Annotated in this window: 26 protein-coding genes, 2 tRNA genes and 1 riboswitch; of the genes, 12 read left to right on the top strand and 16 right to left on the bottom strand. The window is 68.8% G+C overall.

What is annotated here, in order from left to right; genetic code table 11:
- Window positions 1-55: 55 nt before the first annotated feature.
- Window positions 56-2,614, bottom strand: a complete 2,559-nt coding sequence (pepN, locus tag ACGFJ2_RS11195) for an aminopeptidase N (protein ID WP_357953502.1) — start codon at window positions 2,612-2,614, stop codon at window positions 56-58.
- Between the two features lie 91 nt (window positions 2,615-2,705).
- Here pepN and ACGFJ2_RS11190 point away from each other — a divergent pair, with 91 nt between their 5' ends.
- Together ACGFJ2_RS11190 and ACGFJ2_RS11185 are read left to right on the top strand one after the other, a co-directional pair.
- Window positions 2,706-3,338: a disulfide bond formation protein DsbA gene (locus ACGFJ2_RS11190; RefSeq protein ID WP_393467091.1), complete on the top strand. Its 633-nt coding sequence runs from the start codon at window positions 2,706-2,708 to the stop codon at window positions 3,336-3,338.
- Between the two features lie 154 nt (window positions 3,339-3,492).
- Entirely contained in the window at window positions 3,493-4,896 is a 1,404-nt protein-coding gene (locus tag ACGFJ2_RS11185) for an aldehyde dehydrogenase family protein (protein ID WP_357953498.1), read from the top strand.
- An 80-nt stretch (window positions 4,897-4,976) separates the two neighbouring features.
- Here ACGFJ2_RS11185 and ACGFJ2_RS11180 read toward each other — a convergent pair whose 3' ends face one another.
- Both ACGFJ2_RS11180 and def read right to left on the bottom strand, forming a co-directional pair.
- Window positions 4,977-5,678: an SDR family oxidoreductase gene (locus ACGFJ2_RS11180; RefSeq protein ID WP_357953496.1), complete on the bottom strand. Its 702-nt coding sequence runs from the start codon at window positions 5,676-5,678 to the stop codon at window positions 4,977-4,979.
- Window positions 5,679-5,729: 51 nt separating this feature from the next.
- Window positions 5,730-6,215: a peptide deformylase gene (gene def / locus ACGFJ2_RS11175; RefSeq protein ID WP_357953494.1), complete on the bottom strand. Its 486-nt coding sequence runs from the start codon at window positions 6,213-6,215 to the stop codon at window positions 5,730-5,732.
- Window positions 6,216-6,328: 113 nt separating this feature from the next.
- Here def and ACGFJ2_RS11170 point away from each other — a divergent pair, with 113 nt between their 5' ends.
- Window positions 6,329-6,796, top strand: coding sequence for a ribose-5-phosphate isomerase (locus ACGFJ2_RS11170; RefSeq protein WP_225292568.1), 468 nt, complete (start codon window positions 6,329-6,331; stop codon window positions 6,794-6,796).
- On the opposite strand, the gene ACGFJ2_RS11165 is transcribed toward ACGFJ2_RS11170, so the two are convergent.
- Together ACGFJ2_RS11165 and ACGFJ2_RS11160 are read right to left on the bottom strand one after the other, a co-directional pair.
- Window positions 6,793-6,939, bottom strand: coding sequence for a hypothetical protein (locus ACGFJ2_RS11165; protein WP_357953492.1), 147 nt, complete (start codon window positions 6,937-6,939; stop codon window positions 6,793-6,795). The two genes, ACGFJ2_RS11170 and ACGFJ2_RS11165, sit on opposite strands and share 4 nt — an antisense overlap.
- A 45-nt stretch (window positions 6,940-6,984) precedes the next feature.
- Window positions 6,985-8,211: a GNAT family N-acetyltransferase gene (locus ACGFJ2_RS11160; protein ID WP_393467086.1), complete on the bottom strand. Its 1,227-nt coding sequence runs from the start codon at window positions 8,209-8,211 to the stop codon at window positions 6,985-6,987.
- A 118-nt stretch (window positions 8,212-8,329) separates the two neighbouring features.
- On the opposite strand from ACGFJ2_RS11160, the gene ACGFJ2_RS11155 reads away from it, so the two are divergent.
- Window positions 8,330-9,445: a PP2C family protein-serine/threonine phosphatase gene (locus ACGFJ2_RS11155; RefSeq protein ID WP_358183124.1), complete on the top strand. Its 1,116-nt coding sequence runs from the start codon at window positions 8,330-8,332 to the stop codon at window positions 9,443-9,445.
- A 135-nt stretch (window positions 9,446-9,580) separates the two neighbouring features.
- Here ACGFJ2_RS11155 and ACGFJ2_RS11150 read toward each other — a convergent pair whose 3' ends face one another.
- Window positions 9,581-10,189, bottom strand: a complete 609-nt coding sequence (locus ACGFJ2_RS11150; protein ID WP_357953486.1) for a response regulator transcription factor — start codon at window positions 10,187-10,189, stop codon at window positions 9,581-9,583.
- A gap of 147 nt (window positions 10,190-10,336) precedes the next feature.
- Here ACGFJ2_RS11150 and ACGFJ2_RS11145 point away from each other — a divergent pair, with 147 nt between their 5' ends.
- The 3 genes from ACGFJ2_RS11145 (at window position 10,337) to ACGFJ2_RS11135 (ending at window position 14,353) form a co-directional block, all read left to right on the top strand.
- On the top strand, window positions 10,337-11,641 hold the full coding sequence (locus ACGFJ2_RS11145; RefSeq protein WP_358183122.1) for a site-2 protease family protein: 1,305 nt from the start codon (window positions 10,337-10,339) through the stop codon (window positions 11,639-11,641).
- Between the two features lie 210 nt (window positions 11,642-11,851).
- A complete protein-coding gene (locus ACGFJ2_RS11140) occupies window positions 11,852-13,405 on the top strand; it encodes a serine hydrolase domain-containing protein (protein WP_358183119.1) in 1,554 nt (517 codons plus the stop codon).
- Between the two features lie 165 nt (window positions 13,406-13,570).
- Window positions 13,571-14,353 (top strand): MerR family DNA-binding transcriptional regulator, encoded by a 783-nt coding sequence (locus ACGFJ2_RS11135; RefSeq protein ID WP_393467081.1) that lies wholly within the window; start codon window positions 13,571-13,573, stop codon window positions 14,351-14,353.
- 119 nt (window positions 14,354-14,472) lie between these two features.
- On the opposite strand, the gene ACGFJ2_RS11130 is transcribed toward ACGFJ2_RS11135, so the two are convergent.
- The 5 genes from ACGFJ2_RS11130 to ACGFJ2_RS11110 form a co-directional block, all read right to left on the bottom strand.
- Window positions 14,473-14,667 (bottom strand): hypothetical protein, encoded by a 195-nt coding sequence (locus tag ACGFJ2_RS11130; RefSeq protein ID WP_357953479.1) that lies wholly within the window; start codon window positions 14,665-14,667, stop codon window positions 14,473-14,475.
- A gap of 89 nt (window positions 14,668-14,756) precedes the next feature.
- Window positions 14,757-15,233: a hypothetical protein gene (locus tag ACGFJ2_RS11125; protein ID WP_393467078.1), complete on the bottom strand. Its 477-nt coding sequence runs from the start codon at window positions 15,231-15,233 to the stop codon at window positions 14,757-14,759.
- A 117-nt stretch (window positions 15,234-15,350) separates the two neighbouring features.
- A complete protein-coding gene (locus ACGFJ2_RS11120) occupies window positions 15,351-16,313 on the bottom strand; it encodes a coiled-coil domain-containing protein (protein ID WP_393467075.1) in 963 nt (320 codons plus the stop codon).
- A 5-nt stretch (window positions 16,314-16,318) separates the two neighbouring features.
- Window positions 16,319-16,459, bottom strand: a riboswitch (cyclic di-AMP (ydaO/yuaA leader).
- A gap of 69 nt (window positions 16,460-16,528) precedes the next feature.
- Window positions 16,529-17,599, bottom strand: coding sequence for a galactose-1-phosphate uridylyltransferase (gene galT / locus ACGFJ2_RS11115; RefSeq protein WP_358183112.1), 1,071 nt, complete (start codon window positions 17,597-17,599; stop codon window positions 16,529-16,531).
- Window positions 17,596-18,375 carry a DeoR/GlpR family DNA-binding transcription regulator gene (locus ACGFJ2_RS11110; protein ID WP_393467072.1) on the bottom strand — a complete coding sequence of 260 codons (780 nt, stop codon included), beginning with the start codon at window positions 18,373-18,375 and terminating at the stop codon, window positions 17,596-17,598. Before ACGFJ2_RS11110 ends, galT begins: the two co-directional genes overlap by 4 nt.
- 129 nt (window positions 18,376-18,504) lie before the next feature.
- Here ACGFJ2_RS11110 and ACGFJ2_RS11105 point away from each other — a divergent pair, with 129 nt between their 5' ends.
- Window positions 18,505-18,582 (top strand): 50S ribosomal protein bL37, encoded by a 78-nt coding sequence (locus ACGFJ2_RS11105; protein WP_372455117.1) that lies wholly within the window; start codon window positions 18,505-18,507, stop codon window positions 18,580-18,582.
- A 48-nt stretch (window positions 18,583-18,630) separates the two neighbouring features.
- Here ACGFJ2_RS11105 and ACGFJ2_RS11100 read toward each other — a convergent pair whose 3' ends face one another.
- The 3 genes from ACGFJ2_RS11100 to ACGFJ2_RS11090 all read right to left on the bottom strand — a co-directional run bounded on the left by ACGFJ2_RS11100 (window position 18,631) and on the right by ACGFJ2_RS11090 (window position 20,741).
- Window positions 18,631-19,641: a TrpB-like pyridoxal phosphate-dependent enzyme gene (locus ACGFJ2_RS11100; RefSeq protein WP_393467069.1), complete on the bottom strand. Its 1,011-nt coding sequence runs from the start codon at window positions 19,639-19,641 to the stop codon at window positions 18,631-18,633.
- A gap of 18 nt (window positions 19,642-19,659) precedes the next feature.
- Entirely contained in the window at window positions 19,660-20,295 is a 636-nt protein-coding gene (locus tag ACGFJ2_RS11095) for a uridine kinase (protein ID WP_393467066.1), read from the bottom strand.
- 197 nt (window positions 20,296-20,492) lie between these two features.
- Window positions 20,493-20,741, bottom strand: a complete 249-nt coding sequence (locus ACGFJ2_RS11090; protein ID WP_357953459.1) for a hypothetical protein — start codon at window positions 20,739-20,741, stop codon at window positions 20,493-20,495.
- A gap of 162 nt (window positions 20,742-20,903) precedes the next feature.
- On the opposite strand from ACGFJ2_RS11090, the gene ACGFJ2_RS11085 reads away from it, so the two are divergent.
- On the top strand, window positions 20,904-21,512 hold the full coding sequence (locus tag ACGFJ2_RS11085) for a hypothetical protein (RefSeq protein ID WP_393467063.1): 609 nt from the start codon (window positions 20,904-20,906) through the stop codon (window positions 21,510-21,512).
- 704 nt (window positions 21,513-22,216) lie between these two features.
- On the top strand, window positions 22,217-22,717 hold the full coding sequence (locus tag ACGFJ2_RS11080) for a tyrosine-type recombinase/integrase (protein ID WP_393468495.1): 501 nt from the start codon (window positions 22,217-22,219) through the stop codon (window positions 22,715-22,717).
- On the opposite strand, the gene ACGFJ2_RS11075 is transcribed toward ACGFJ2_RS11080, so the two are convergent.
- Window positions 22,672-22,742 (bottom strand) — tRNA-Gly (locus ACGFJ2_RS11075). The genes ACGFJ2_RS11080 and ACGFJ2_RS11075 overlap by 46 nt on opposite strands.
- An 89-nt stretch (window positions 22,743-22,831) precedes the next feature.
- Here ACGFJ2_RS11075 and ACGFJ2_RS11070 point away from each other — a divergent pair.
- Window positions 22,832-22,908 (top strand) — tRNA-Pro (locus ACGFJ2_RS11070).
- A gap of 175 nt (window positions 22,909-23,083) precedes the next feature.
- Here the strand turns inward: ACGFJ2_RS11070 and ACGFJ2_RS11065 are convergent.
- Window positions 23,084-23,719 carry a hypothetical protein gene (locus ACGFJ2_RS11065; RefSeq protein ID WP_393467060.1) on the bottom strand — a complete coding sequence of 212 codons (636 nt, stop codon included), beginning with the start codon at window positions 23,717-23,719 and terminating at the stop codon, window positions 23,084-23,086.
- Between ACGFJ2_RS11065 and ACGFJ2_RS11060 the strand changes: the two genes are divergently transcribed.
- On the top strand, window positions 23,718-24,311 hold the full coding sequence (locus ACGFJ2_RS11060) for a hypothetical protein (protein ID WP_393467057.1): 594 nt from the start codon (window positions 23,718-23,720) through the stop codon (window positions 24,309-24,311). The two genes, ACGFJ2_RS11065 and ACGFJ2_RS11060, sit on opposite strands and share 2 nt — an antisense overlap.
- Window positions 24,312-24,443: the final 132 nt, after the last annotated feature.

Raw genomic sequence — 24,443 nt, 5'->3', positions numbered from 1 at the left:
CGGGAACGCGAAAAGGGGCCTCCGTCGCCGGAGACCCCTTCTCAAGAGCTGTTCGCTAGGACGCGTCCTTCGCGCGGTTGCGCAGCGCCCGGCTGACGCCGTCGGCGCCCTCCAGGATCATCCGGCGCAGCGCCTGCGGCGGCTGCTCCTTCTCCAGGTAGGACTCCGCCGCCCGCACCGTCTCCGGCTCGATGAGCAGCGCGGGGAAGCAGCCGACCGTGAACGTCTGCGCCTGGTCGAACGTCCACTCCCGGTAGATCCGGCCGATCTCCGCGAAGTACTTCTCCCGGTAGGGGGCCAGCAGCTCCGGGTGGTGCGGATCCTGGAAGCCGTTGACCGTCGTACGGGCGATGTGGTTGGCCAGCTTGCCACCCACGATCGAGGCCCACGCGGCGGCCTTGCCCTCGGCCGTCGGGATGGCCGCCCGGCACAGCGCCGCGGAGCGCTCGCCGGTGGCGGTGGCGTCACGCGCCAGCTCGGCGTCGATGTCGGCGCCGTCCAGCCGGCCGCCCACCACCAGCGCGTGGACGAGCGTCCAGCGCAGGTCGGTGTCGACGGTCAGCCCCTCGGGTACGGCCGAGCCGTCCAGGATGCCGGCGATGATCGCCAGGTCGGCCTCGGAGGTCGCCGTGGGCGCGAACGCCTGCAGGAAGGCGAGCTGGTGGTCCGAGCCCGGCTCCGCCGTGGCGAGCAGCGTGCGCAGCTCGGTGGCCAGCAGCGACAGGCCCTCGGCCCGCCACGCCGGGTCGGCGTACTGCTGAATGGCCATCCGCGCCTGCCGGAGCACGGCCTGCAGGACCGTGATGTCCTTGACCGTGCCGACGCCCGAGACGACCAGCTTGACGTAGTCGCGGGTGGACATCTCGCCGTCGCGGGTCATGTCCCACGCGGCCGACCAGCACAGGGCCCGGGGCAGCGACTCGGTGAAGCCGGCGATGCCGCCGTCGACCAGGGTACGCAGCGACCGCTCGTCCAGCCGGATCTTGGCGTAGGTCAGGTCGTCGTCGTTGACCAGGACCAGGTCGGGCTGCTCCTCCCCGACCAGCTCCGCGACGCTCGTCTTGGCGCCCACCACGTCCAGCTCGACCCGCTTGGTACGCGTCAGCACACCGTCGGCCAGCGAGTAGAGGCCGACCGCGACCCGGTGCGAGCGCAGCGTCGGGTAGTCGGCCGGCGCCTCCTGCAGCACCTCGAAGGTCTCGAAGCGGCCGTCGGCGACCGTGAACGACGGGCGCAGCGTGTTGACCCAGGCGGTCTCCAGCCACTCCTTGGACCACGACGACAGGTCGCGCCCCGAGGTCCGCTCCAGCGCCCCGAGCAGATCCTTCAGCTCGGTGTTGCCCCAGGCGTGCTCGCCGAAGTAGTCGCGCACCCCGGCCAGGAAGTTGTCCAGCCCGACGTACGCGACCAGCTGCTTGAGCACCGAGGCGCCCTTGGCGTACGTGATGCCGTCGAAGTTGACCTCGACCGCCTGCATGTCGGGGATGTCCGCGGCGATCGGGTGCGTGGACGGCAGCTGGTCCTGGCGGTAGGCCCAGGACTTCTCCACGTTCGCGAACGTCGTCCAGGCGCCCTTGCCCCAGCGGGTCGCCTCGGCCTGGGCGAGCACCGACATGTAGGTGGCGAACGACTCGTTCAGCCACAGGTCGTCCCACCAGCGCATGGTCACGAGGTCGCCGAACCACATGTGCGCCATCTCGTGCAGGATCGTCTCGGCGCGCCGCTCGACGACGGCGTCGGTGACCCTGGACCGGAAGACGTAGTCCTCCAGGAAGGTCACGCAGCCGGCGTTCTCCATCGCGCCCGCGTTGAACTCCGGCACGAACAGCTGGTCGTACTTGCCGAACGGGTAGCGGACGCCGAACACCTTGTGGAAGAAGTCGAAGCCCTGCCGGGTGACCTCCAGGATGTTGTCGGCGTCGAGGTGCTCGGCGAGCGAGGCGCGGCAGTAGATGCCCAGCGGGATGCCGTCGTGCTCGGAGGTCACCTTGTGGTACGGCCCGGCCACCAGCGCGGTGATGTAGGTCGACATGACGGGCGTGGCGGGGAACAGCCAGCGCCTGGCCGCCTGCACCATGCCGTGCTTGCCGGCCTGCTCGGGCAGGTACTCGACCGAGGAGGCGGCCGCGTTGGAGACGACCTCCCAGTCGGCCGGGGCCAGCGCCGTCAGCTGGAAGCTGGCCTTGAGGTCGGGCTGGTCGAAACAGGCGTACATGCGGTGCGCGTCGGCCGTCTCGAACTGGCTGTGCAGGTAGACCTTCTGGTCCACCGGGTCGACGAAGCGGTGCAGCCCCTCGCCGCTGCGCATGTAGACGCAGTCGGCGTCGACGCGCAGCTCGTTGGACTCGGCCAGCGAGGGGAGCGGGAAGCGCCCCTTCTCCGCGTCGTAGGTGGAGACGTCGAGGTCGGCCCCGTTGAGCGTGACCTTGCGAACGTGCGCGCCGTGGAGATCGATGAACGTGGCCGAGCCCGGGCGGCTGCTGCTGAACCGGACGGTCGTGACACTCTCGAAGCGCTCGTCTCCCTCGGTCAGATCGAGTGCGACCTCATACGACTCGACCTTCAACAGCCGGGCGCGCTCGCGAGCCTCGTCCCGGGTCAGGTTGCCTGCCAAGTTCCACTCCTTTTCGCACTTCTTTTCGCCACTTTATGGAGGTTTGTCGGTATCCTGCCACGCGGGGAATAGGACATCGACACCCCAGGTTATGGCCCTCGTGACTGACACGACCCCCGTAGACCTTTGGTTCGATCCTTTCTGCCCATTTGCCTGGGTGACGTCACGATGGCTGCTCGAAGTCGAGAAGGTTCGACCGATCGAGCCTCGCTGGCGCATCATGAGCCTGCAGGTCCTCAACGAGGACAAGGACGTCTCCGACGAATACCGTGCGTCGTCCGCCCGGGGCGCGAAGCTCATCAGGGTCATCGCCACCGCCGCCGACCGCTTCGGCGAGGAGTACATCGGCCGCCTCTACACCGAGTTCGGCACCCGCCTGCACAACGAGGGCCGGGGCCGAGACATCGATACCCTGCGCCTGATCGCCGAGGAGTCGCTCGAGGCCGTGGGTCTCGACAAGGGCCTGGCCGCCGAGGCCATGGAATCGACCGAGTACGACGACGCCATCCGCAAGTCGCACAACGAGGGCATCACCCTGGTCGGCCAGGAGGTCGGCACCCCCGTCATCCGCGTCGGCTCCAACGCTTTCTTCGGCCCGGTGGTCACCACCATCCCCCGGGGCGAGGACGCGGGCCGGCTCTGGGACGGCGTGCTGCTGGTCACCGAGTTCGACGACTTCTTCGAGCTCAAGCGCTCGCGTACCCGGCGGCCGAGCTTCGACTGACTTTCACCTCGCAGTGACTTGTAGCGGCGCAATCCGCGCCTATCCGGTGTGTCCGGCCGTACTCTTCTGAAAGAGCAGCACCCTTCTGAAAGATGCAGCCGAACGAGGCGCCACGCCCTCGCTCAGCGACGGCCGGCGCGCAAGGATGGGGGCTATGCGTCAGCTGTACATCGGCGGTGTCTGGACCGCTTCGGTCTCCGGCGAGCCCATCGAGGTCGTCAACCCGGCCACTGAGCAGATCATCGACCGGGTGCCGGCCGGCGCCCCCGACGACGTCGAGGCGGCCGTACGCGCCGCCCGGAGCGCCTTCCCCTCCTGGTCCGCCACTTCCGCCGCCGAGCGCGGCAAGCTGCTGGCCGCCGCCGCCGAGCTGCTGACCGAGCGCGCCGGCGACATCGCCAAGACCATCGCGACCGACATGGGCTCACCCCTGGGCTTCGCGCTCAAGGTGCAGACGCTGATGCCCGCGGGCGTACTGGCCGGCTACGCCCGGCTGGCCGAGAGCCATCCGCGCGAGTCGCGCGTCGGCAACTCGCTGGTGCTCAAGGAGCCGGTCGGCGTGGTCGCCGCCATCACCCCGTGGAACTACCCGCTGCACCAGATCGTCTGCAAGGTCGCCCCGGCTCTGGCCGCCGGATGTACGGTCGTGCTCAAGCCGTCCGAGGTGGCGCCGCTGGCGGCGTACGCGCTGACCGAGATCTTCCACGAGGTGGGCCTGCCCGCCGGCGTGTTCAACCTGGTCAGCGGGCGCGGACCGGTGGTGGGCGAGGCCATGGCCGCGCACCCGCAGGTCGACATGATCTCCTTCACCGGCTCGACGGCCGCCGGCCGCCGGGTGGCGTCGCTGGCGGTCGAATCGGTCAAGCGGGTGGCGCTGGAGCTCGGCGGCAAGTCCGCCAACCTGATCCTGCCCGACGCCGACCTGGGCGCCGCCGTCAAGGTCGGCGTCGCCAACTGCTTCATCAACGCCGGCCAGACCTGCTCAGCGTGGACCCGCATGATCGTCCACCGCGACCAGTACGACGACGCGGTCCACCTCGCCGTCGACGCGGCGCGCCGCTACACCGTGGGCGACCCGTTCGACGAGGCCACCCGCATCGGCCCGCTCGTCTCCGAGGCCCAGCGCGACCGCGTGATCCACTACATCAACCGGGGCCAGGAAGAGGGCGCCAGGCTGGTGACCGGGGGCACCGAACGCCCGCACCCGCGCGGCTACTACGTCGAGCCGACCGTCTTCGCCGCGGTCGAGCCGGGCATGACGATCGAGCAGGAGGAGATCTTCGGCCCGGTCCTGTCGATCATCCCCTACACCAGCGAGGACCAGGCCGTCCGCATCGCCGACGACACCCCCTACGGCCTGGCCGGCGCGGTGTGGGCGGGCACCCAGGAGCGCGCCGTCGCGGTGGCGCGCAGGCTGCGCACCGGGCAGGTCGCGATCAACGGCGGCGCGTTCAATCCGCTCGCACCGTTCGGCGGCTACAAGCAGTCAGGCATCGGCCGCGAACTGGGCGAGCACGGGCTGGAGGAGTTCCTCGAGGTCAAGTCGCTGCAGCTCTGAAGCCGTCGCGGCTCCGCAGTCGTCGCACCGCGGAAGCCGTCGCACCGCGGAAGCCGTCGCACCGCGGAAGCCGTCGCGGCTCAGAGGAGCAGCCCGCCGGCCGCCAGCAGGTTCTGGCCGGTGATCCACCGCCCGTCGGGTCCGGCCAGGAACGCCACCACGGCCGCGATGTCGTCCGGCTGCCCCAGCCGTCGCAGCGCGGTCATCGCGGGGATCTGTTCGAGCGCCTCCGGCGGATTGCTGCCGTGCAGCATGTCGGTGTCGGTCGCGCCGGGCGAGACGATGTTGGCCGTGATGCCGCGCCCGCCCAGCTCACGCGCCGCGACCTTGGTGAACTGCTCGACGGCCGCCTTGCTCCCCGCGTAGAGGGAGATCCCCGGGCCGGGCACGCGCGTGTTGAGCGTGGAGATGTTGATGATCCGCCCGCCGTCGCGCATCACCCGCCCGGCCCACTGGATGGCCAGGAACACCGAACGCGCGTTGACCGTGAACACCCGCTCGTAGGACTCGTCCGTGATGTCGGCGATGAGCCCCTGCCCGGTCTCCGCCGCGTTGGCGACCAGGATGTCGAGCCCCGGCAACAGCTCCTCGGCCGTGGCGAACAGCCGGTCGAGATCCGCCCTGCTCGCCTGATCGGCTTGTACGGCATGCGCTCCGGTCGCCGTGGCCACCTCCTTGGCCAACTCCGCGTTGCCGCGATAGGTGAAGACCACTTCGGCGCCGTCGGCGGTCAGCCGTTCGACGATGGCCCGGCCGATGCCCCGGGAGCCACCTGTGACCAACGCGCCTTTCCCCGAAAAAACTTGTCCCGAAGATTCACTCATACCGCCAACCTACGTTCTGAGCATGATCTTGCGCGCCTCCGGCTTCGGCAGCCGGTCGACGTACAGCCGCCCGTCGAGGTGCTCGGTCTCGTGCTGGAAGCAGCGGGCCAGTGAGCCGCGTGCCTTGACGCGCTGCGGGCGGCCGAGCCGGTCGAACCCCTCGACGGTCACCCCCGCCGCCCGCGCCACCGGGGCGTAGATCGGCGTGCCCGTCTGCCGGTCAGGCACCGACAGGCAGCCCTCCTCGTCCAGCACCTCTTCGGGATCGTCCACGGTCAGCACGGGATTGATCATGTGACCTTTGCGGCGGTTGATGTCATAGACGAACAGCCGCCGCGGCACGCCGATCTGCGGGCCGGCCAGGCCGACGCCGTCCACCGCGTACATCGCCTCGAACATCTCGTCGATGAGGCGGCGCAGCTCGCGGTCGAAGCCTTCGACGGGCTCGGCGGGTGTGCGCAGCACAGGATCGCCGAGGACGCGGATCTCGCGCATGATGCTCTACTTCCGTAACTTCCGTAAGGGATGGATAACCGATGAGGTCCTTACTCTAGCCAGCCGACGCGCTGGTGCGAGGCCCGTGTGCGGCGCTGTGGAAGACTGGGCGCGTGCGTGTCTATATCGGTGCCGACCATGCCGGCTATGAGTTCAAGAACCACCTTGTGTCCTGGCTCAAGGACAACGGGCACGAGGTGACCGACTGCGGTCCGTTCGTCTATGACGCCGAGGACGACTATCCGGCGTTCTGCCTGCGGGCCGCCGAGGGCGTCGCCGGCGATCCGGGCAGCCTGGGCGTCGTCATCGGGGGGTCGGGCAACGGCGAGCAGATGGCCGCCAACAAGGTGCGCGGCATCCGGGCCGCCCTGGCCTGGAGCCAGGAGACGGCCAGGCTCGCCCGCGAGCACAACAACGCCAACATCGTCTCCATCGGCGCGCGCATGCACTCCGACGACGAGGCGACCGGCTTCGTGGAGACCTTCCTCGCCACGCAGTTCTCCGGCTCGGAGCGGCACGCCCGCCGCATCGCGCAGGTGGCGACCTACGAGACGATCGGCCAGCTGCCCTCTCTGCCCTAAGCCCGCCGCTTGGGCTCGCGTCTGGGCATCTCGTCACGCAGGGGCCGCCTGTCGGCGGCCTCCTGCTGCTCCTTCGAGGGCCGCGACACGTCGCGGGCCCGCATCGCGGTGATCGCGGTGATCTGCAAGCTCTGCAGTGCCATGCCCGCGAGCCTACGTCAGAGGGGCCTGTGTCGGATGGGACGGCGTCAGAAGGACAGTCCGCCCCACGGCTTCGGGCTCCACGCCATGGCGGCGTCGAGCCTGCGCACCGAACCCGCCGAGTGCTCGCGCAGGAGCCCCGCGTCGAGCTGCGCCGAGAGCAGGCCGTCGCCCATGTACGCCGAGCCGAGCGAGGAGACCCGCAGCGACATGTCGGGCTCGTCCTCCACCGGCTTGCACTCCGCGCCGGAGGTGTCGGCGCTGAGCCGCCAGCGGCGGGCGTTCCACGGGCACACGTCGTCCTCGACCTCGATCACCACGTCGACGGCCGACGAGTACGCCCGCGAGGTCAGCGCCCGGTCCACCTCCACGAGGCGTACCCACAGCTCGTCGGTGCAGCTCGCCCGGAGCTGCCGTGGGTCGGCGAGCAGCGCGAGGAGCGCGTCGTCCACCGGCCGGCTGCCCTCCACCCGGGAGATCAGGTCGCGGTCGAGCACGCTGCGCCACAGCAGCGCGCGGGCGGCGGGGTCGGCCGCCTCCAGCTCCGCCAGCTTCAGCAGGCCGTTGGGCACGCCGTTGTCGTCCCAGCTCGCCTTGACCCTGAACAACGCGTAACCGCGTACGCCCCGGTCGTCCTCGGCGATCACCGAGCGGAGAGCCCCGTCTCCATGCCGGTCGAACTCCTCGTCGGCCAGTAGACCATCCCAGAAGTGCTTGTTACGGAGATAGCGCCCGGGACAGGCGGTCACGACGGAGGCGAACAGCCGCTCGAACTCGGCTCGGGCCTCGGCCGGCTTGGCCACCCTGAGGCGCAGCGCGGGGTCCGTGGGGGCGTTCGCCACGAACGCCGAGCCGTGCTTGGCGACGCTGAATCCCATCTCGGTCGACGCCCTGCCGTACCCGAACCTCCCATAGATGACGGACTCCGAGGCGTACAGGGCGGCGACGGACTCGCCCCGGTCGCGCACGTCGGACAGCTGCCTGCGCATCAGGCTCGACAGCACGCCGCGACGGCGGTGGGAGGGGAGCACACTGACGGCCGTCACTCCCGCGACGGGTATCTGCGCGCCGGGGACCGTCATGGTGAAGGAGAAGACGGCGGTGACACCGGCCATGACATCGCCGTCGAACGCGGCGAGCGTCCGATCGAACTCGGTCTGCGCCTTGGCTCGTTCGAATTCCTGGGGATGCGGCGTCCAGTTGAAGCCTTCGGAGAGCACGTCGGCGAACTTCGGCCACTCGGCCTCGTCCACCGGACGGATCGGATACGTCATCCGTCCACGGTAGGAGCGGGCAAAGGGGAGGGGCCACCCAATATACGTGCTTAATGATCAAGGCCTTGGTCAAGTGGGCTGCCCAAAGGGAGGCCAGAGCGCTACAGTCAGGCGCATCATGAGTTCCCGTTCGGCGCTGCAGATACCGCCACGGCTCCGCGCGCTCCTGGTGCGGGTGCCATTTCTGGTGTCCGTCGTCCGGTTCCTCAGGAGAGGCTCCTTGGCCCGAGACCGCAACCTGCTGGTCACGTTGACGATGCTCACGCTCGTCATCGGGCTGCTGGCCGCGCAGATCTCGACCGAGTGGTTCTCGCCCTCGCTGCTCATCCTCATCCTTCTGGTGGGCGGCCTGCAGCTGCGGCTGAACAGCCTGATCAAGCTGCTCGTCGCGGTGATCATCTCGCTCGGTTACATCGCCGGCACCCTCGGGGTCGGCCAGATCGGCCTCGGGCTCATGGTGACGATCGGCTTCACCACGGTGCTGGCGGTGCTGATGGCCCGCACCCGGGGCAAGCTCGGCGTGCAGGGGCTGCGCGGCGACGCCATGCTGCTGGAGCTGCGCGACCGGCTCAGGAGCCAGGGTGAGCTGCCCGCGCTGCCCAAGGACTGGGGCGGCAAGGTCGTGCTCAAGCAGGCCGGCGGCTCCTCCTTCGGCGGCGACTTCCTGGTCTCCATGCGCGACGAGGACAAAGTGGAGATCGCGCTGGTCGACGTGTCGGGCAAGGGCGTCGACGCGGGCACCAGAGCGTTGCTGCTGTCCGGAACGTTCGGCGGGCTGCTCGGCTCGGGCGTCGACTTCCTGCCGGCCTGCAACACCTACCTGCACCGCCAGCGCGGCGACGAGGGGTTCGTGACGGCCGTGCACGTACGCCTCGACCTGGCGACGGGCGACTACACGATCACCTCGGCCGGCCACCCGCCGGTGGTCAAGTTCGACGCGGGCACGGGCAACTGGCAGGTCGCCACGGCCAAGGGCGTCGTCCTCGGCGTGGTCCCCGACCTGCACTGCGAGCCCGACAGCGGCACCCTGCGCAAGGGCGACGCGCTGCTGCTCTACACCGACGGGCTGATCGAACAGCCGGGGCGCGACATCGACGCCGGGCTCGACAAGCTGCTCGGCGAGGCGGAGCGGCTGCTGCCCTCGGGTTTCCGTGACGGCGCGCGGGCCCTGGTCAACGCCATGGCGTCGGGCCACAACGACGACTGCGCGCTGGTGCTCATCTGGCGTCCGTGACGAATCACACGGGTCAAGGCGTGAACAAGGTCACTGGCAGCGCTTGATCGACTTTGAGATCCTCGAAGAGTTCACCACTCCGGGTCCCGGCGGAGCGGCGCGGCTTCACCGGGATCCGGTCTTCGCCTCCGGCTCTCAGAGCCAGCCTGAGTCGCTCGCGATGCGTACCGCGTCGAGGCGATTGCGGGCCCCGGTCTTGCACATGATGCGCGACAGATGGTTGCGTACGGTGCCCACCGACAGGAAGAGCTGGTCGGCGATCTCCGTCGACCGGGCCCCGCCCGCCGCGATCCGCAGCACGTCGAGCTCGCGCCTGGTCAGCGGGTTGGCGACCGACTGGAGGGCGGCGATCGCCAGGTCGGAGTCGACCGCGCGGCGTCCGGCGGCGACCAGCCGCAGGCTTTCGGCGAGCTGCTCGGGCGCTACGTCGAGGCTCATGAACCCGAGCGCGTGCGTGGCGAACGCCCTGCGCACCTGGCCGGGATTGGGCTGCGCCGACAGGATGAGTACGTGACAGCCCCGCTCGCGCAGTCGCGCCGCCGGGAACAGGCCGCCTCCGCCGGGCAGGTCCAGATCGACGATCGCCGTGTCGGGCGCGCACGCGGCCGCCGCGGGCAGGACGCCGTCCGCGTCTCCCACCTCGGCGACCACCCGCAAGTCGGGCTCCGCGTCGAGCGATGCCACCAAACCGCGCCGGACCAGCGGCAGATGCTCGGCGACCAGAATCCGGATCAAGGCTCCCACCTCCGTCATCTCCCAGAGTGATCGCCCGATCGCGTACTGTCAACGGAATGTGGCGCTGCGGCAAAGGGTGCGCAAGCCATCGAGGTGTGATGACTTCGACTACTCTGGGGCTGTCGGGACCTTCTGTCTGCCCTGGAGCGGGACTAGATGAACTGGCTTTACCTCGCGGGGATCGTAGTCTTCCTGATCGGGCTGATGGCGTCTGTCGCGTTGCACGAGCTCGGCCACTTCGTGCCCGCCAAGATCTTCGGTGTCAGGGTGCCCCAGTACATGGTCGGCTTCGGCTCGACCGCCTGGTCCATCCGGCGAGGTGAGACCGAGTACGGCATCAAGTGGATCCCGCTGGGCGGCTACATCCGCATGATCGGCATGCTGCCGCCACGGCCCGGCGACGATCCCACCAAGCTCAGGGGTTCCTCCACCGGCCCGTTCCAGGGGCTCATCGAGACCGCCCGCGACGCGGCACAGGAAGAGGTGCGGCCGGGCGACGAGGAGCGGGTCTTTTACCGGAAGAAGTGGTGGCAGAAGGTCATCATCATGTCCGGCGGCCCGTTCATGAACTTCGTGCTGGCCTTCATCCTCTTCTCGGTCCTGCTCGTCGGCATCGGCCTGCCCGCGCTGACCCCGGTGGTGTCCCCGCAGACCAACACCTGCGTGATCCCGATCAGCGAGCAGCGCACCGACTGCCGCGCCTCCGACCAGCCGACGCCCGCCGCCAAGGCCGGCATGAAGCCCGGCGACCGGCTCGTCTCCTTCGGCGGCCAGAAGATCGCCTCCTGGGACGACGCCACCCGCTTGATCCGCTCGCACGGCGCCGGCCCCGTCGCCGTCGGCATCGTCCGCGATGGCAAGCCGATGACCCTCAACGTGACGCTCATCTCCCAGGACCGGCCGTCGCCCACCGACCCGACGAAGATCGACAAGAACGTCGGCTTCCTCGGCGTCATGCCCACCGAGGTCATGGAGCAGCAGAGCCTCGGCGTCGTGATCGGCTACATGGGCCAGCTCACCGGCCGGGTCGCCGACTCGCTGCTGAACCTGCCGCAGAAGATGGTCGGCGTGTGGCACGCCGCGTTCTCCGGCGACAAGCGCGACCCCGAGGGCCCGGTCGGCGTCGTGGGCGCCGGACGCATGGGTGGTGAGATCCTCTCCTCTGACCTGTCGGGCGAGAAGAAGGTCGCTTTCCTGGTGAATCTGCTGGCCGGGTTCAACCTGGCGATCGGCATGTTCAACCTGATCCCGCTGCTGCCGCTCGACGGCGGCCACATCGCGGGCGGCCTCTGGGAGGGCCTCAAGCGCGCCTTCGCCCGTGTCACGCGGCGTCCCGAGCCCGCGTACGTGGACATCGCCAAGGTGCTGCCGCTCACCTACGCCCTGGCCTTCGTCATGATCATCATGGCCGGCCTGCTCGTCTACGCCGACCTGATCAACCCGCTCACGCTCACCGGCTGACCGTCGCAGAGCACCCCTTCACGAACTTCTCCAATGCCTTCGAGAACACCCGCGCTACGTCGATCTCGGTGTCCCCACTGGTCGGCGGGCTGCCCCTCAACGTTGCTGTGAGCTAGATCACGGTTGAGGTTGACCTTGGGTCAGGGTGGAAGCTCGGCGCAGCGGCACGACGCCGCCCCGGACGTAACACTCTCGAAGGATCGAACCACCATGACGATCACCCTTTCCGACCAGGACAAGAGCACCCTGCGGACTGCCGCGTACGGCGCCGTGTCGCTGATGGCCGCCGCCGGCGCCGCCGGCAAGCCCCACAAGATCGCCGCCAACGGCGGTATCGCGCTGGGCTCGGCCACCGGTCTGATCGGACACGTGCTCGCCGACTACCCCAAGGGCAAGGACCTGGCCGGCAAGTCCGTGGCCGAGATCGCCGACCGCGTGCTGCCGGCCCTGACCGAGGCCATGAGCCTGCTGAGGAAGCAGGACCCGGCCGAGGCCGACAACTTCCGCGGTACCGTTCTCATCGCTGTCGAAACCGCCCAGATTCACCAGGACCAGCCGAGCCCTGCCGCGGTCGAGATGGCCCGCAAGATCACGGCAGCCCTCGACGCCGCAAGGGTAGCCACTGCCGACAACGGTGCGGCTGCCGGGCAGGATCGCCCGGAGCTGCGGAAGGCAATCGAGGAGATCGTCGAGTCCGGATTCGTCGGGGTGTCGCTGCGCGTACACGATGAGCGGGGCGAGTGGGCCGGTAGCGCCGGGGTGGCCGAGCTGGGCGGGACCGCCAAGCCGCCGGTCAACGGGCATGCCCGGATCGGCAGCAACACCAAGACCTTCACCGCGACCCTGGTGCTGCAACTGGTGGCCGAGGGCAAGATCGAGCTGGACGCCCCGGCGGCGGACTACCTGCCCGAGTTCGTCTTGGACGAGCGGATCACGGTGCGGATGCTGTTGCAGCACACCAGCGGGCTGTTCAACTTCACCGGCGAGGTATACGAGGACGGGTCGATCGTGCACGGGATCCCCGTGCCCTACGGCACCACGGGCAAGGAGTGGGTGGACAACCGGTTCCACACCTACCGGCCCGAGGAGCTGGTATGTCGGGCGCTGTCCAAGCCGGCCCGGTTCGAGCCGGGGACGGGCTGGAGCTATTCCAACACCAACTATGTGCTGGCCCGGCTGCTGATCGAGAAGGTCACCGGCCGCTCGCTGGCCGAGGAGATGCAGCGGCTGATCCTGGGGCCGCTCGGGCTGTCGGGCACGGTGGTGCCGGACGCCTCGCCGGAGCTCCCTGAGCCGCACGCCCACGTCTACTACCGCTACGAGGAAGCCGGCCGGCAGAAGACGATCGACATCACCCGCCACAACCCCTCCTGGGTCTCCACCGGCGGTGACATGATCTCGACCAGCCAGGACCTGGCCACGTTCATCTCCGCGCTGGTAGGCGGCAAGCTCCTGCCGGCCCCGCTGCTGGCCGAGATGTGCACCCCGCACGCCACCGGCCTCCCGAACATGGACTACGGGCTGGGAGTGTTCGTCCAGAAAACGGATTGCGGCGGCACCGTCATCACCCACAACGGCGGCACGGTCGGCTCCATGACGCTGATGTACAGCACGCCCGACGGCAGCAAGACCCTGACCGCCGTACTGAACTGGGTGGACGACGCCGACCTGTCCATAGCAACAAAGGTCCAGAACGCCCAGCAACGGCTCGTCAACGAGGTGTTCTGCGGCGAGCAGGCCGATCCGGCTCAGCCGTCGGACTGAACACCTGTGACCCGCACGCCTCCAGAGGCACCCCCTTCCGGTTGTGCATCAGGGAGAAACCCGAACGGGGCCACGCCGAGCTCGTCGACCTCGGCGTGGCCTGTCCACATGCTCGGCTGTGATCCGCCTAGTCGCCGAGCTCGAGCACAAGGCAGGATTGCGCAGATGAACGGAGTCACGATCGGGCAGGCAGCGGCATTCGTCGGCGTCACAATGAAGACGGTGCGCCACTACCACAAGCTCGGCCTGGTCAAGGAGCCGGAACGCGACAGCTCCGGCTACCGCAGGTACGGATCGGCCGAGCTGTTGCGGCTGGTGCAGGTCCGGACGCTGGCCGTCGCCGGGGTGCCGCTGGCCGAAGTCGGGCCCCTGCTCGATGCCGACGCCGCCCAGTTCGCCGCCGCGCTCGCCGACGTCGAGCGGCAGGTCACCGAACGGATCGAGGAGCTGATCGCGCGCCGTGACATGCTGCACCGGCTCGCCGACGGAGACCGGGCTCTGCTGCCCGACCGCGCCGTGGCGCTGCTGGAGCGGATGTCCGGCCTCGGCCTCCCCACGGAGGAGGTGGCGGCCACCAGGGAGGGCTGGGTGCTGGCCAGGGCCCTGGTTCCCGAGGGCTTCGACGACTTCCTCACCCATGTCGAGCACGCCCTCGACGACCCCCGCTTCGTCGCGTTGATCAAGCGCGCCACCGAAGCCACGGCATGGCAGCCGGACGACCCGCGCCTGGCCGAACTCGCCACTGCCATCGCCGACCACTTCCTCGCCAACCCCGCACACCTGAAGATCGTGACCGGCCTGCAAGCCCGCACCGACGCCGCGGCCCGATACCACCTGATCGCCCACTACGGCGAAGAGCAGGGATCGGCCACGGCCCAGGGGATCGCGCTCGTCGAGACCAAGCTCCGCGCCGCCGGCGTCCACATCCCCAGACCAGGCACCCACTGACTGACCTGCTCCTGCGACCGACGGTTCGGCGGCCATAGGGGAAGAGCCGCCGCTGGCGGAGGGTCTTATTCAGAGCGTGGGAATTCTTAGGTCGGCCGAAAGCCGAGCGTGACTCAGTCTCAGCTGTGGATCGGGTAAGCGGCCTGGAAGGTCAGCCTATGGTCAGCGGTGTCGCCGATGTGGGTGAGGAGTTCGTCGAGGGCGGCGTATTCCTCCCACGGCTGCCGGCCGGTCGCCTGGGCCAGGTGGGTCACGATGAGGTCTTCGAGGTCCGGGACGCGCTTGTTCTTCCAGATCTTGTCGGCGAGGCTCACCAGCAGGTCTTCGAGGGTGATGTCGGTGTCTGCCCAGGACGCGTGAGTGGCCGCGAAGCGAGCGCGGGCGTCATCGAACCCGTAGCGGATCAGCAGGTCCCGGCCGGCGGGCTCGTGCGCCGAGCCGGGGCCGGAGAGTTCGGCGACGTGCAGGGACTTGCCGATGTCGGGCGTAACGGTGGCCCGGCGGGGTCATTCAGTGCGTGTGCGAGTGCGGCGGAGTTCGTCGCCGTGGGCTCGTTCAGCCCGGGCCGGGCGAGGTGCTGTCTGGCCTGGATCCAGATCGCCTCGAACTCCTGGCGGGTGATCTCGGCGGCTTGATCGGCGTCCTGCCAGCCTTCGAGGCTGCCTTCGGCGAGAACGCCGAAACGATGCTCGTAGGCCTGAAGCTCGGCCAACCCGTGCTGATCGCGAAGCCGGAACACTTCGTCGAGGGCTGCCGCTGCGGTGGGGCGCTGGTCAGGGCCTTGAAGATCGATCTGTCGGACGGCCCATTCCTGGTCATCAAGTTCGTAGTAGAACCAGGTGTCTTCCGCAGGATGATAGAGGCGTATCCATCGAGCCATGGCGCCATGGTGTCACGACCGGACGCCCCTTCAGCGTCCGGTGAGCACCAGGTACGCCGCGACCTACGTCACCCCGAACACCCCCTCACACCAGATGCGAGAAGGTGCCCGGGCACCCTAGAACATCGAGATGTGCACGTGGTCGAAGTGGTTCTGGGTGATGCTGCCGCGATCGGACATCGAGCTCCACCCCGAGCCCTGGTTGATGCGCTGCTTCCAGATCACGTACTTGACCCCGAGCTTGTCCTTGTTCTCCAGCGCCCAGGCCGCCACGCGGTCGCCGAGTGCCTGGTTGGCCGCGCTGGGCATGCTGCCGCCGGTGCTCATCATGAAGTCGCACGCGCGCCCCAGCGGGTGCTCGCCGCCGCCGCCCGAGCGGAAGCAGCCCACCTCGTACGGCAGCGCGAAGTCCTTCTGGATCAGCCCGCGGATCACCCGCATCCGGGCGGTGATGTTGTCGGTGCCTGAGGGCAGTTCGGGCGCCCAGCTGCCGTCCGAGCGGCGGCCGGGGCCGAACGGGATGAGGCCTTTCAGCTTCTTCTGGATGTCCTTGATGACGCCCTGCGCGTCGTCGCGTTGCTTGGCGACATTGGCGGCGTCCTCGCGGATCTTCGCCTCGAGGGCGGCCGCCTGGTCCGCGGCCGCCTTCTTCTCGTCCCGAGCGGTGGCCACGCCCTGCACGACCGCCTGTTGCTCGGCCGCGAGGTGGTCCAGCAACGCCGCGCTGGAGGCATCGGTCGGGAGGGTGAGGTTCGGCAGCGCGCCGGTGCCGTTCTGGTACTGCAGGCGCGCGAGTTCAGTGACGCGTTTCTGGGCGGTGATGAGCTGGGCCTCCGCCGTGGCCAGCCGTTTCTTGGTCGTTTCCGAATCCTGTTTGGCCTTGGCGAGTTCGACGCGCTTGAGGTTGTAGGTCTCGATGAGCTTGTCGACCTTCTTGTCCAGCTGCTTCAGCTCCGCGCGGAGCTGGGCCTCGCTGGGCTTGGGGGCGGCAGCGGCGGGCGTGGCCGTGAAGGCGCCGAAGGCTATGGAAGCGGTGGTGATGAGAGCGATGGCGAGACTCGAGGGGGACGCAGCCGCCACGAAGGGTTTCCTCTCCCTATGCCGGCCGGGTTAGCTGACGGGTTCGGGCAGGGAGATGCCGCCTTACCACCTGAGTGGATTCACCCCAAGACGCGATGGGTCCCCGGCTCCCGGGCCACGCACCCGGGATTAGGCCAGCACCGACCGTTTCGGTCGGCGCTGAAAAGGGATATTAGTGGTAAAACCAAGGTCATGCGACTCCAAGCGGCAACCAATTAGAGATCTACCTGTGATTTAAGCATGCGTGCGGCTTCCTCCGGCAGGACATCGTTGACGAACGCGCCCATAGCCGACTCCGAGCCCGCCAGATACTTGAGCTTCCCGGGCGCCCGTCTGATGCTGAACAGCTCCAGGTGCAGATAAGCCAGGTCACGATCCTGCCGCACCGGCGCCTGGTGCCAGGCTGAGATGTACGGCATGGCGACGCCGAACAACCCGTCGAGCGCTCGCAGCACAGAGGTGTAAAGCGGGGCGAAGGCGGCGCGTTCCTCCTCCGACAGCGCGGCCAGGTCCGGCACCTGCCGGTGCGGATACACATGCACCTCGAACGGCCAGCGGGCGGCGGCCGGCACGAAGGCCGTCCACAGCTCGTTGGCCGCCACCACGCGCACCCCGGCGGCCCGCTCGGCCGCCAGCACGTCGGCGAAGAGGTTGCCGCCCCGGTGCCGGGCGGCCGCGCCGAGCTGGAGTTTGGTCCGCGGGGTCACGTACGGGTAGGCGTAGATCTGCCCGTGCGGGTGCGGCAGCGTGATGCCGATCTCCTCGCCCCGGTTCTCGAAGCAGAACACCTGCTCGACGCCCTCGATCGCGGACAGCTCGGCCGTACGGTCGGCCCACGCCTCCATGACCAGGCCCACCTGCTCGTCGGAGAGCCGCGAGAACGACGACGAATGCTCAGAGGTGAAGCACACCACCTCGCACCGCCCCACCCCCGGCCGGACCTCACTCAGCCCCCCGACATCCCCGTAAGTCCCGAAATTTCCGGAAAACGAGGGGAAGCGGTTCTCGAACACCGCCACGTCATAGTCGTACGCCGGGATCTCCGAAGCCCTCGTCTCGGACGACGGGCACAGCGGGCACTCATTGGCCGGAGGCAGGAACGTACGCGTCTGGCGGTGCCCCGCCATCGCGATCCACTCCTCGGTGAGCGGGTCGTAGCGCAGCTCCGACGCCATCGGCCTGGGGTCGAGCGCTCGCCGGTCGATCGCGCTCCGGTCGGCGTCGTCGCGCCGGTCGAAGTAGATCAGCTCTCGGCCGTCGGCCAGGTGGGTGATGGTGCGTTTCACTGCGAGTCCTCCGCGATGATCAGTTCGCCGGCGCGTTCGCCCAGCTCCATGCGTGCTTCCTCAGGTAGTCCCGAGTCGCTGATGACCGCGTCTGCCTCGGTCAGATCGGCGATCGTGCTGATGCCGACCGTGTTCCACTTGGTGTGGTCGGCCGGGATGACCAGCCGGTGCGCCGCGTGCACCAGCTCCCTGTCGGTCTCCGACTCCAGCAGGTTGGGCGTGGTGAACCCGGCCCGCACGCTCATCCCGTGCACGCCGAGGAACAGCGTGTCCACGTGCAACCGCCGGATCGCGGCCACCGCGATCGGGCCGACGAGGGCGTCGGACGGCGTGCGTACGCCGCCGGTCAGCACGACCGTGCGGTCGGCGCGCGGGTTGCGGTGGAAGACGTCGGCCACCGGGATCGAATTGGTGATGACCGTGAGCTCGGGCACCGAGATGAGGTGGTGGGCCAGGGCCCAGGTGGTGGTCCCGGCCGACAGGGCGACCGCGGTGCCGGGCCGGACGAACTGGGCGGCGCGGCGCGCGATGGCCTCCTTCTCCTGCTGCTGGCGGGCGGACTTGGCGGTGAAGCCCGGCTCCTCGGTCGAGCCGGGACCCAGCGCGGTCGCGCCGCCGTGCACCTTCTCCAGCAGCCCGCGCTCGGCGAGCACCTCGAGGTCGCGGCGGACCGTCATGTCGGAGACGCCGAGCTCGCGAACGAGGTCGGCCACCCGAACGCCGCCGCTGCTGCGCACGCGTTCGAGAATCGCCTGCTGGCGCTGCTGTGCGAGCACGCCCCCGCTCCTTCCAACAGATTCCACCAAATTATGACACGGCTTTGTTGGGGAATGTTAGGTCGTACGGGTTGTGCGGTAGACCACAGCGCGAGACGTTGGGAAGCGGACCGATCACTGGAGGTATCCATGGCGAAGCGATCTCGCAAGACCAAGGCGCGCAAGAAGAAGAAGGCCAACCACGGCAAGCGCCCGAACGCGAACTGACGGCCGGCCGGCCGCGGTGAGCTCCTTCACCTCGGCCGGTGCGACGGCTCAGCTCGGGAGACCGTGCAGGGCCTCGTCGATGCGCTCCTGCGGGAGCGGGTAGTCCTCCATGCGCCCCGACAGGTAGCGGTCATAGGCGGCCAGATCGAAGTGGCCGTGCCCGCACAGCGCGGTCAGGATCACCTTCTCCTCACCGCTCTCCCTGCACCGCAGCGCCTCGGCTATGGTCTCGGCCAGCGCGTGCGTCGGCTCGGGCGCCGGGACGATGCCCTCGGTACGGGCGAAGCGCACACCAGCCTCGAAGCACTCGGTCTGTGACTTGGTGACCGCCTCGAACAGGCCCAGCTCGTACATGTGCGACAGCAACGGCGACATGCCGTGGTAACGCAGCCCGCCCGCGTGGATCGGGTCGGGCACGAACCCGTGGCCGAGCGTGTGCATCTTGAGCAGCGGAGTGAAGCCCGCCGCGTCGCCGAAGTCGTAGGCGTAGACGCCCCGCGTGAACGACGGGCACGCCTCGGGCTCCACGGCGCGCAGCGTGACGTCGAGATTCCCGGCCAGCTTCTCGCGCAGGAAGGGGAAGGTGAGCCCGGCGAAGTTCGAGCCGCCTCCGGTGCAGCCGATGATCAGGTCCGGCATCTCCGCCAGCTGGGCCAGCGCCTCCTCGCCGATGACGGTCTGGTGCATGAGCACGTGGTTCAGTACCGAGCCGAGCGCGTAACGGGCGTCCGGGTTCGCGCCGGCCACCTCAACCGCCTCGCTGATCGCGATGCCGAGGCTGCCGGGCGAGCCGGGGTCGTCGGCCAGCACCTTGCTGCCCGCCCCGGTCACGGTCGAGGGGCTGGGGTACACCGTCGCGCCGTACACCTGCATGAGCGAGCGCCGATAGGGCTTCTGGTCGTAGGAGGCGCGGACCATCCAGATCTGGCACTCCAGATCGAACTGCGCACACGCGAACGCCAGCGCCGACGCCGGCGCGCCCGGATGCAGCGGCGGAGGCGGCGGCGCCGGCAGATCGGGCACGACGTTGTACCAGCGACTGGGAATGCTGGAGCTCATGGCCTCAGTGTGCGCTGGTTACCGTCCGTCCTCAATCAGGATGGCCATTCGTCCGGGATGGTCCGCGCGTACGGCCACATCGGCGGTCCGCAGCGGATCGGCCTCCCGCTCGTAGCGCGCGTAGGCGGGCAGCCGCCACCGCTCGTCCTCCCCGGTCATGCGCCCCAGCGCCCCCTCGGACAGCCACAGATGCGCACTCACCTCGAACGGCAGCCCGCGGCCCAGCAGCAGCGTCCCGTCGAGCAGCAGCACAGCCCCCTGAGGCAGCGTCTGGTACGGCAGGCGGTACGCCCGGTCGGCCCGGCTGTCCCAGAGTGCCGGCAGCACCTTGCCGGTCCCCTGGGGCCCCAGCGGCCCGAGCACCTCGCGGGTCAACCCGCCGGTGTCGAGCCAGTCGTCGTAGAAGGCGTCGGGGTCCGTCCGGCCGTACTCGAGCCTGAGGGACGCGGGCCGCAGGAAGTTGGCGGCGGACACCCGCAACACGGCCCTGCCCCGCGTCCTGAGCGGCGCGACCAGCTCGTCCGCCAGCCGTTCGGGATGGGCGGGCGGGGCTCCGTCGACGGCGACCCGCGCGTAGGAGTCGCGCGGCAGGCCCGCGATCCGCTCGGCCAGCTCCTCGACCAGGGCCTCTCGGGAGATCGCTCGCGCACGCATCACCCAGAGCCTACGCGCTCACCTCGCGACTCAACCCAAGCCCAAGCGCTCGTCCCGCGACCGCTCAGGTGGCGCCGGGACCGCTGGGGCTCTCTCCGGGGCCACTCGGGCGGTTGCGGGACCGCTCAGGTGGGCCCGGGACCGCCCAGGCGGTGGTTGGGGGCCGCTCAGGCGGTGCCGCGTGACCACGAGGGCCTTCAGGCGGTGCCGCGTGGCCAGGTGGGCCCGTCGTCCTGCCTGGCGTGCCGCCCTCGGCGCACGCAATCGGGGCACACAGGTTCCCGCCGCGACCGAGCCAGGGCTTCCGGCGTGGGCTCACGCTGTGTACCTGCGGGAGCTGAGGTGTCGAGGTCGACCAGGAACATCGTGACGCGTTCCGGGTCGTAGCCGAAGGTGCGCTTGCAGCCGTAGCACCGGCCTATCGTCGTGATCCCTTTGTCCGCCATGCGGCCTCCCTATCGGGCACGCCCGGTACCGAGATCAAGAGCGTAACCGAGCTTGACTCACGAAGTGCGATATCAGCCGAAACCACCACAAGATCGTCTGGCACGGACCGCGTGCGCGGGAGGCCTGACGCGCGCACTCGCATGATGGCTACGTTGATCTCTATGCGCTCACTGACTTTGGCGGATATAACCACGGCATTAGACATGGCGCTCGAGGCGCTCGGAGCTGCGAACGCCAACCCGGCATATCGCGTGTGCGGCACAAGCGCCGCACTCCTGCAAGGCGTCCCACTCCGCGCTGGGGACATCGACATCCTGCTCGCCAGCCGAGAAGACGTAGAAACGTTCGCCGGGGCGCTCTCCTCGTTCCCCTGCCTGAATGCCGCCTCATGGCTCCCCGAATCTTCCCAATACTTCACCAGGTTCGAGGTGAATGGCGTCGAAGTGGAGCTCAGCACCGTCGAGCGGCAAGTCGATTCGGACGGTTGGGAATGTGTGGGCAGCGGCCCATGGCAGCATTACGTCCTGGTCGCCTGCGGCTCTCACCAGGTGCCGGTAGTCCGGCTGGAGCTCCGGTTGGTCACGGAGCTCCTACGAGACCGGGCTGATCGATACGACCCGCTCCTCGACCACATGAGCACGCACGGATTCGATTCCGCTCTGTTGCAACGGTCGATGAACGCCCACCACATCCCCGCTCACCGCCGGCGTCAGGTCCAAGACCGCCTCACGCGGTCTTCCCATGGCACCCCGTCCCTGCCCCCTGCCTGACGCTTCCCGTCTGCCTGGACATGGCGGCCGGTCGCAGGAGCGCGACCGGGTCATCGCACAAGTGCTCGAGGCCGATCGGCCGCACAACGGGCGAAACAGAACGAAGATCGCAAAGGCCAGGCTCCCCGTACTGGATGACCTGGCCTTTTGCCGTTACCGTCCTGCACCGTCCACACTGTGCGGTGGGATGCGACATCGCGAAAGAACGCCGCCGCCTGTGCCCCACTCTGACTCACTCCGACACGGTACCTATGACCGAAGTCGTGCGTAATGCACGCATCGGTTGCACATAGGAGCGTCAGGCCTCACCTCAGCCACTCATCCACCGGTCACCGATGGTCGCGATCATCCCGGAGCCGAGCGCCCCCGCCGGAGGCATGGTTGTCCTTTCGCCGTTCGGTGACTGCGCAAACGAGCGCTCCGAGCATCATCCCGAATCCCACCTTCACCGTAATATCGAGGGTTTCATCGCTGGCGGCGAAGGAATTACCGAACAAGCCAGATGAGCTGACCAGGGCAAGAAGAAACAAAGCCACGCCAGCGCCGAGGAAGCCGGTTCGGAAGGTCGTAACTACGGCGCCAGGATTCTTGCCAGCGCGCCATATGGCGTTGCCGAGAGCGGTCAGAGGGAGAGCGACGAGGAGCACGTCAAATAAGGTCGTCACGGCGGCTGATCGTAGGGCAATGGTGCCGGGACCGGAATAGTGGAGGAAGGTAGCGCATCCCGATTGCGGCCCGAGTGGCGGACCGCACGCGAGAACGGTCCCCAGACCGCACGCGCAGCACGCGGCCCGAAGGGTGGCCGGCTGCGCCGCTCGGCCTTCCGGCGCATCTGGAACAAAGTCCAGATCACGGTGAAGCTGCCCGACCTTCACTTCCATGACCTCCGGCACGCGCGAAACACCCTCGCCGCGTCCACAGACGCGAGCCTCCGCAAGCTGATGACCCGGATGGAGCACTCCTCCACCCGAGCGGCGCTGATCTACCAGCACGCGACACAGGACCGTGACCAGGCCATCGCGCAGGCGCTCGGCAAGGCGCTGAAGGAGCACGGAAAGAAGGCATCGGGCACGCGACAGGCACGGAAGATCGAGAAGAAGTGGCGGAGATCGCAAAGGCCAGGTCGCCTCATGGGGCTGACCTGGCCTTTCGCCGTGAGAGCGGACGACGGGAATCGAACCCGCGTAGCTAGTTTGGAAGACTAGGGCTCTACCATTGAGCTACGTCCGCGCGAACCGGTCGAAGTCTGGTCTAGACTTCATCCGGTCGTCAGGGCGTAAGCGTACCGGAGTCACGGAGCGCGTGCGTACCCGGCGAGACGGGGCGTGGCGCAGCTTGGTAGCGCGCTTGCTTTGGGAGCAAGAAGTCGCAGGTTCAAATCCTGTCGCCCCGACCAGCCAGAAGGCCACCCACCAGGTTGGTGGGTGGCCTTCTGCGTGACTATCGTTCCGCGCCGGCCAGGGTTCGGGGTCTATCTGCGGACGTATCGCGCTGGGCATGGAACGGCTGATCGCAAGGCCCTGGACCCGCAGCCGGGACGCGGTGTCCCGGCGGGGTGTCGTCGCCACCGGCTACGGGGTGGACTGACCGGTGTCTCCCGGCGGGGTCTCTTCGTCGGCACCCTCATCGGTGGCGGGATGTTCGCTGCGCCGCCTGCGTCCGTGGTACTCCGAGTCAGGGTCGCTCTCCGCCGGGGCGAAGGGGTCGAACGGGGAGGTCTCCGGGAGGTTGACGACGCTATTGCTCGGTTCGGAGCTGAAGAGCGACTCCAGGGGGCCGGGGGGATTGAGGGGCTCGAATGCTGGAGTCCAGGCGGCGGTCTCCTGAGGGTCCGTGGCGGAGCCGAGTACCGGCGAACTGCTCTCGGGTCGCGGGTTCTCCTGTCCGTAGCGTGCGTCGGGTAGGACATTTTCCCGTCGGTCAGCGGCGGCGGCCTCGATGGCTTCCAGGAGTTGCCGCCTCCACTGGTCGCCCTCGTCGGCCTCGGCGGTGCTGTGGTGGGGGGTGGACATGGATGGGATGGGTTCCACGTATCCGGCGGTGGCCAAGCGCGTCCTGTGGCGGGCCTTGGCCACAAGCACGGTGAGCACAGCCAGCAGGGCCGCCACGACCACCACGGCCGAGGTGATCATCGTTGGAGTGGACAAGCTCGGCAGCGGGTCGGTGACCGCGGCGTTGACGTGTGTGGGGAGTGCTCTTTGAGCCATGGTGCTGGACGACGTCGGCGTGGCTGGGGTGTCCTCCGCAATGGCGGGCTCGGTTGTGGAGCTCGTGGTTGGCATGGGCGAGGACGAAGTCGTGGTCGTCGCCTCAGCGGAGGTGGCGGCCGGCTCGGCTTCGGAGGTGGCTGTGGCTGACGGCGAGTCCGACGTCGTGGCGGTATCCGAGGGCGAGGGCGAGCCGGATGTTGTGGGGGTGGGGGTGACTGACGATGAATCCGACGGCGTAAAGGTGGGGGTGGATGACGGTGAGCCTGACGATGTAGGGGTGGCAGCGGGGGAGGACGAGTCCGACGCGGTGGCGGTGGGCGTGGAGGAAGGCGTATCGGAGGTGGGGGTGGCAGTCGGTGCATCTGAAGTTGGCCGTGGAGTAGCCGTGGTTGAAGATGCGTCGGATGCCGAGGTGGGTGTGTCTGAGGAGGGCGTCGGTGCGGTCGCGGATGGCGGCGTGTCCGAGGCGCGGGTCGGTTCAGGTGTGGGGCGGGTCGCGCTCGGCGACGGGTTGACGCCCTCGTGGTGGGAGCCGTTTCGGCTGGTGCCGTCTTCGTCGGGGCTCGCTGGGCCGGTCGGCTTCACCTGAGTGCCCTGACGGTTCTCGTGAGAATCCTGGCGGCCTCCGGCATCCGTAGGCGGTTGCTGAGAGGGCTGGCCCGCCGGCTGGCCCGCGTGGTCATCGGCTGCCTGTGGAGCGGTCGGGGCAGTTTGGTGCGTC

It is taken from the genome of Nonomuraea sp. NPDC049028 (assembly GCF_043197735.1).
Lineage (GTDB): Bacteria > Actinomycetota > Actinomycetes > Streptosporangiales > Streptosporangiaceae > Nonomuraea.
Note: the sequence above shows the minus strand (reverse complement) of the source record. Positions and strands in the feature narration are given on the sequence as shown.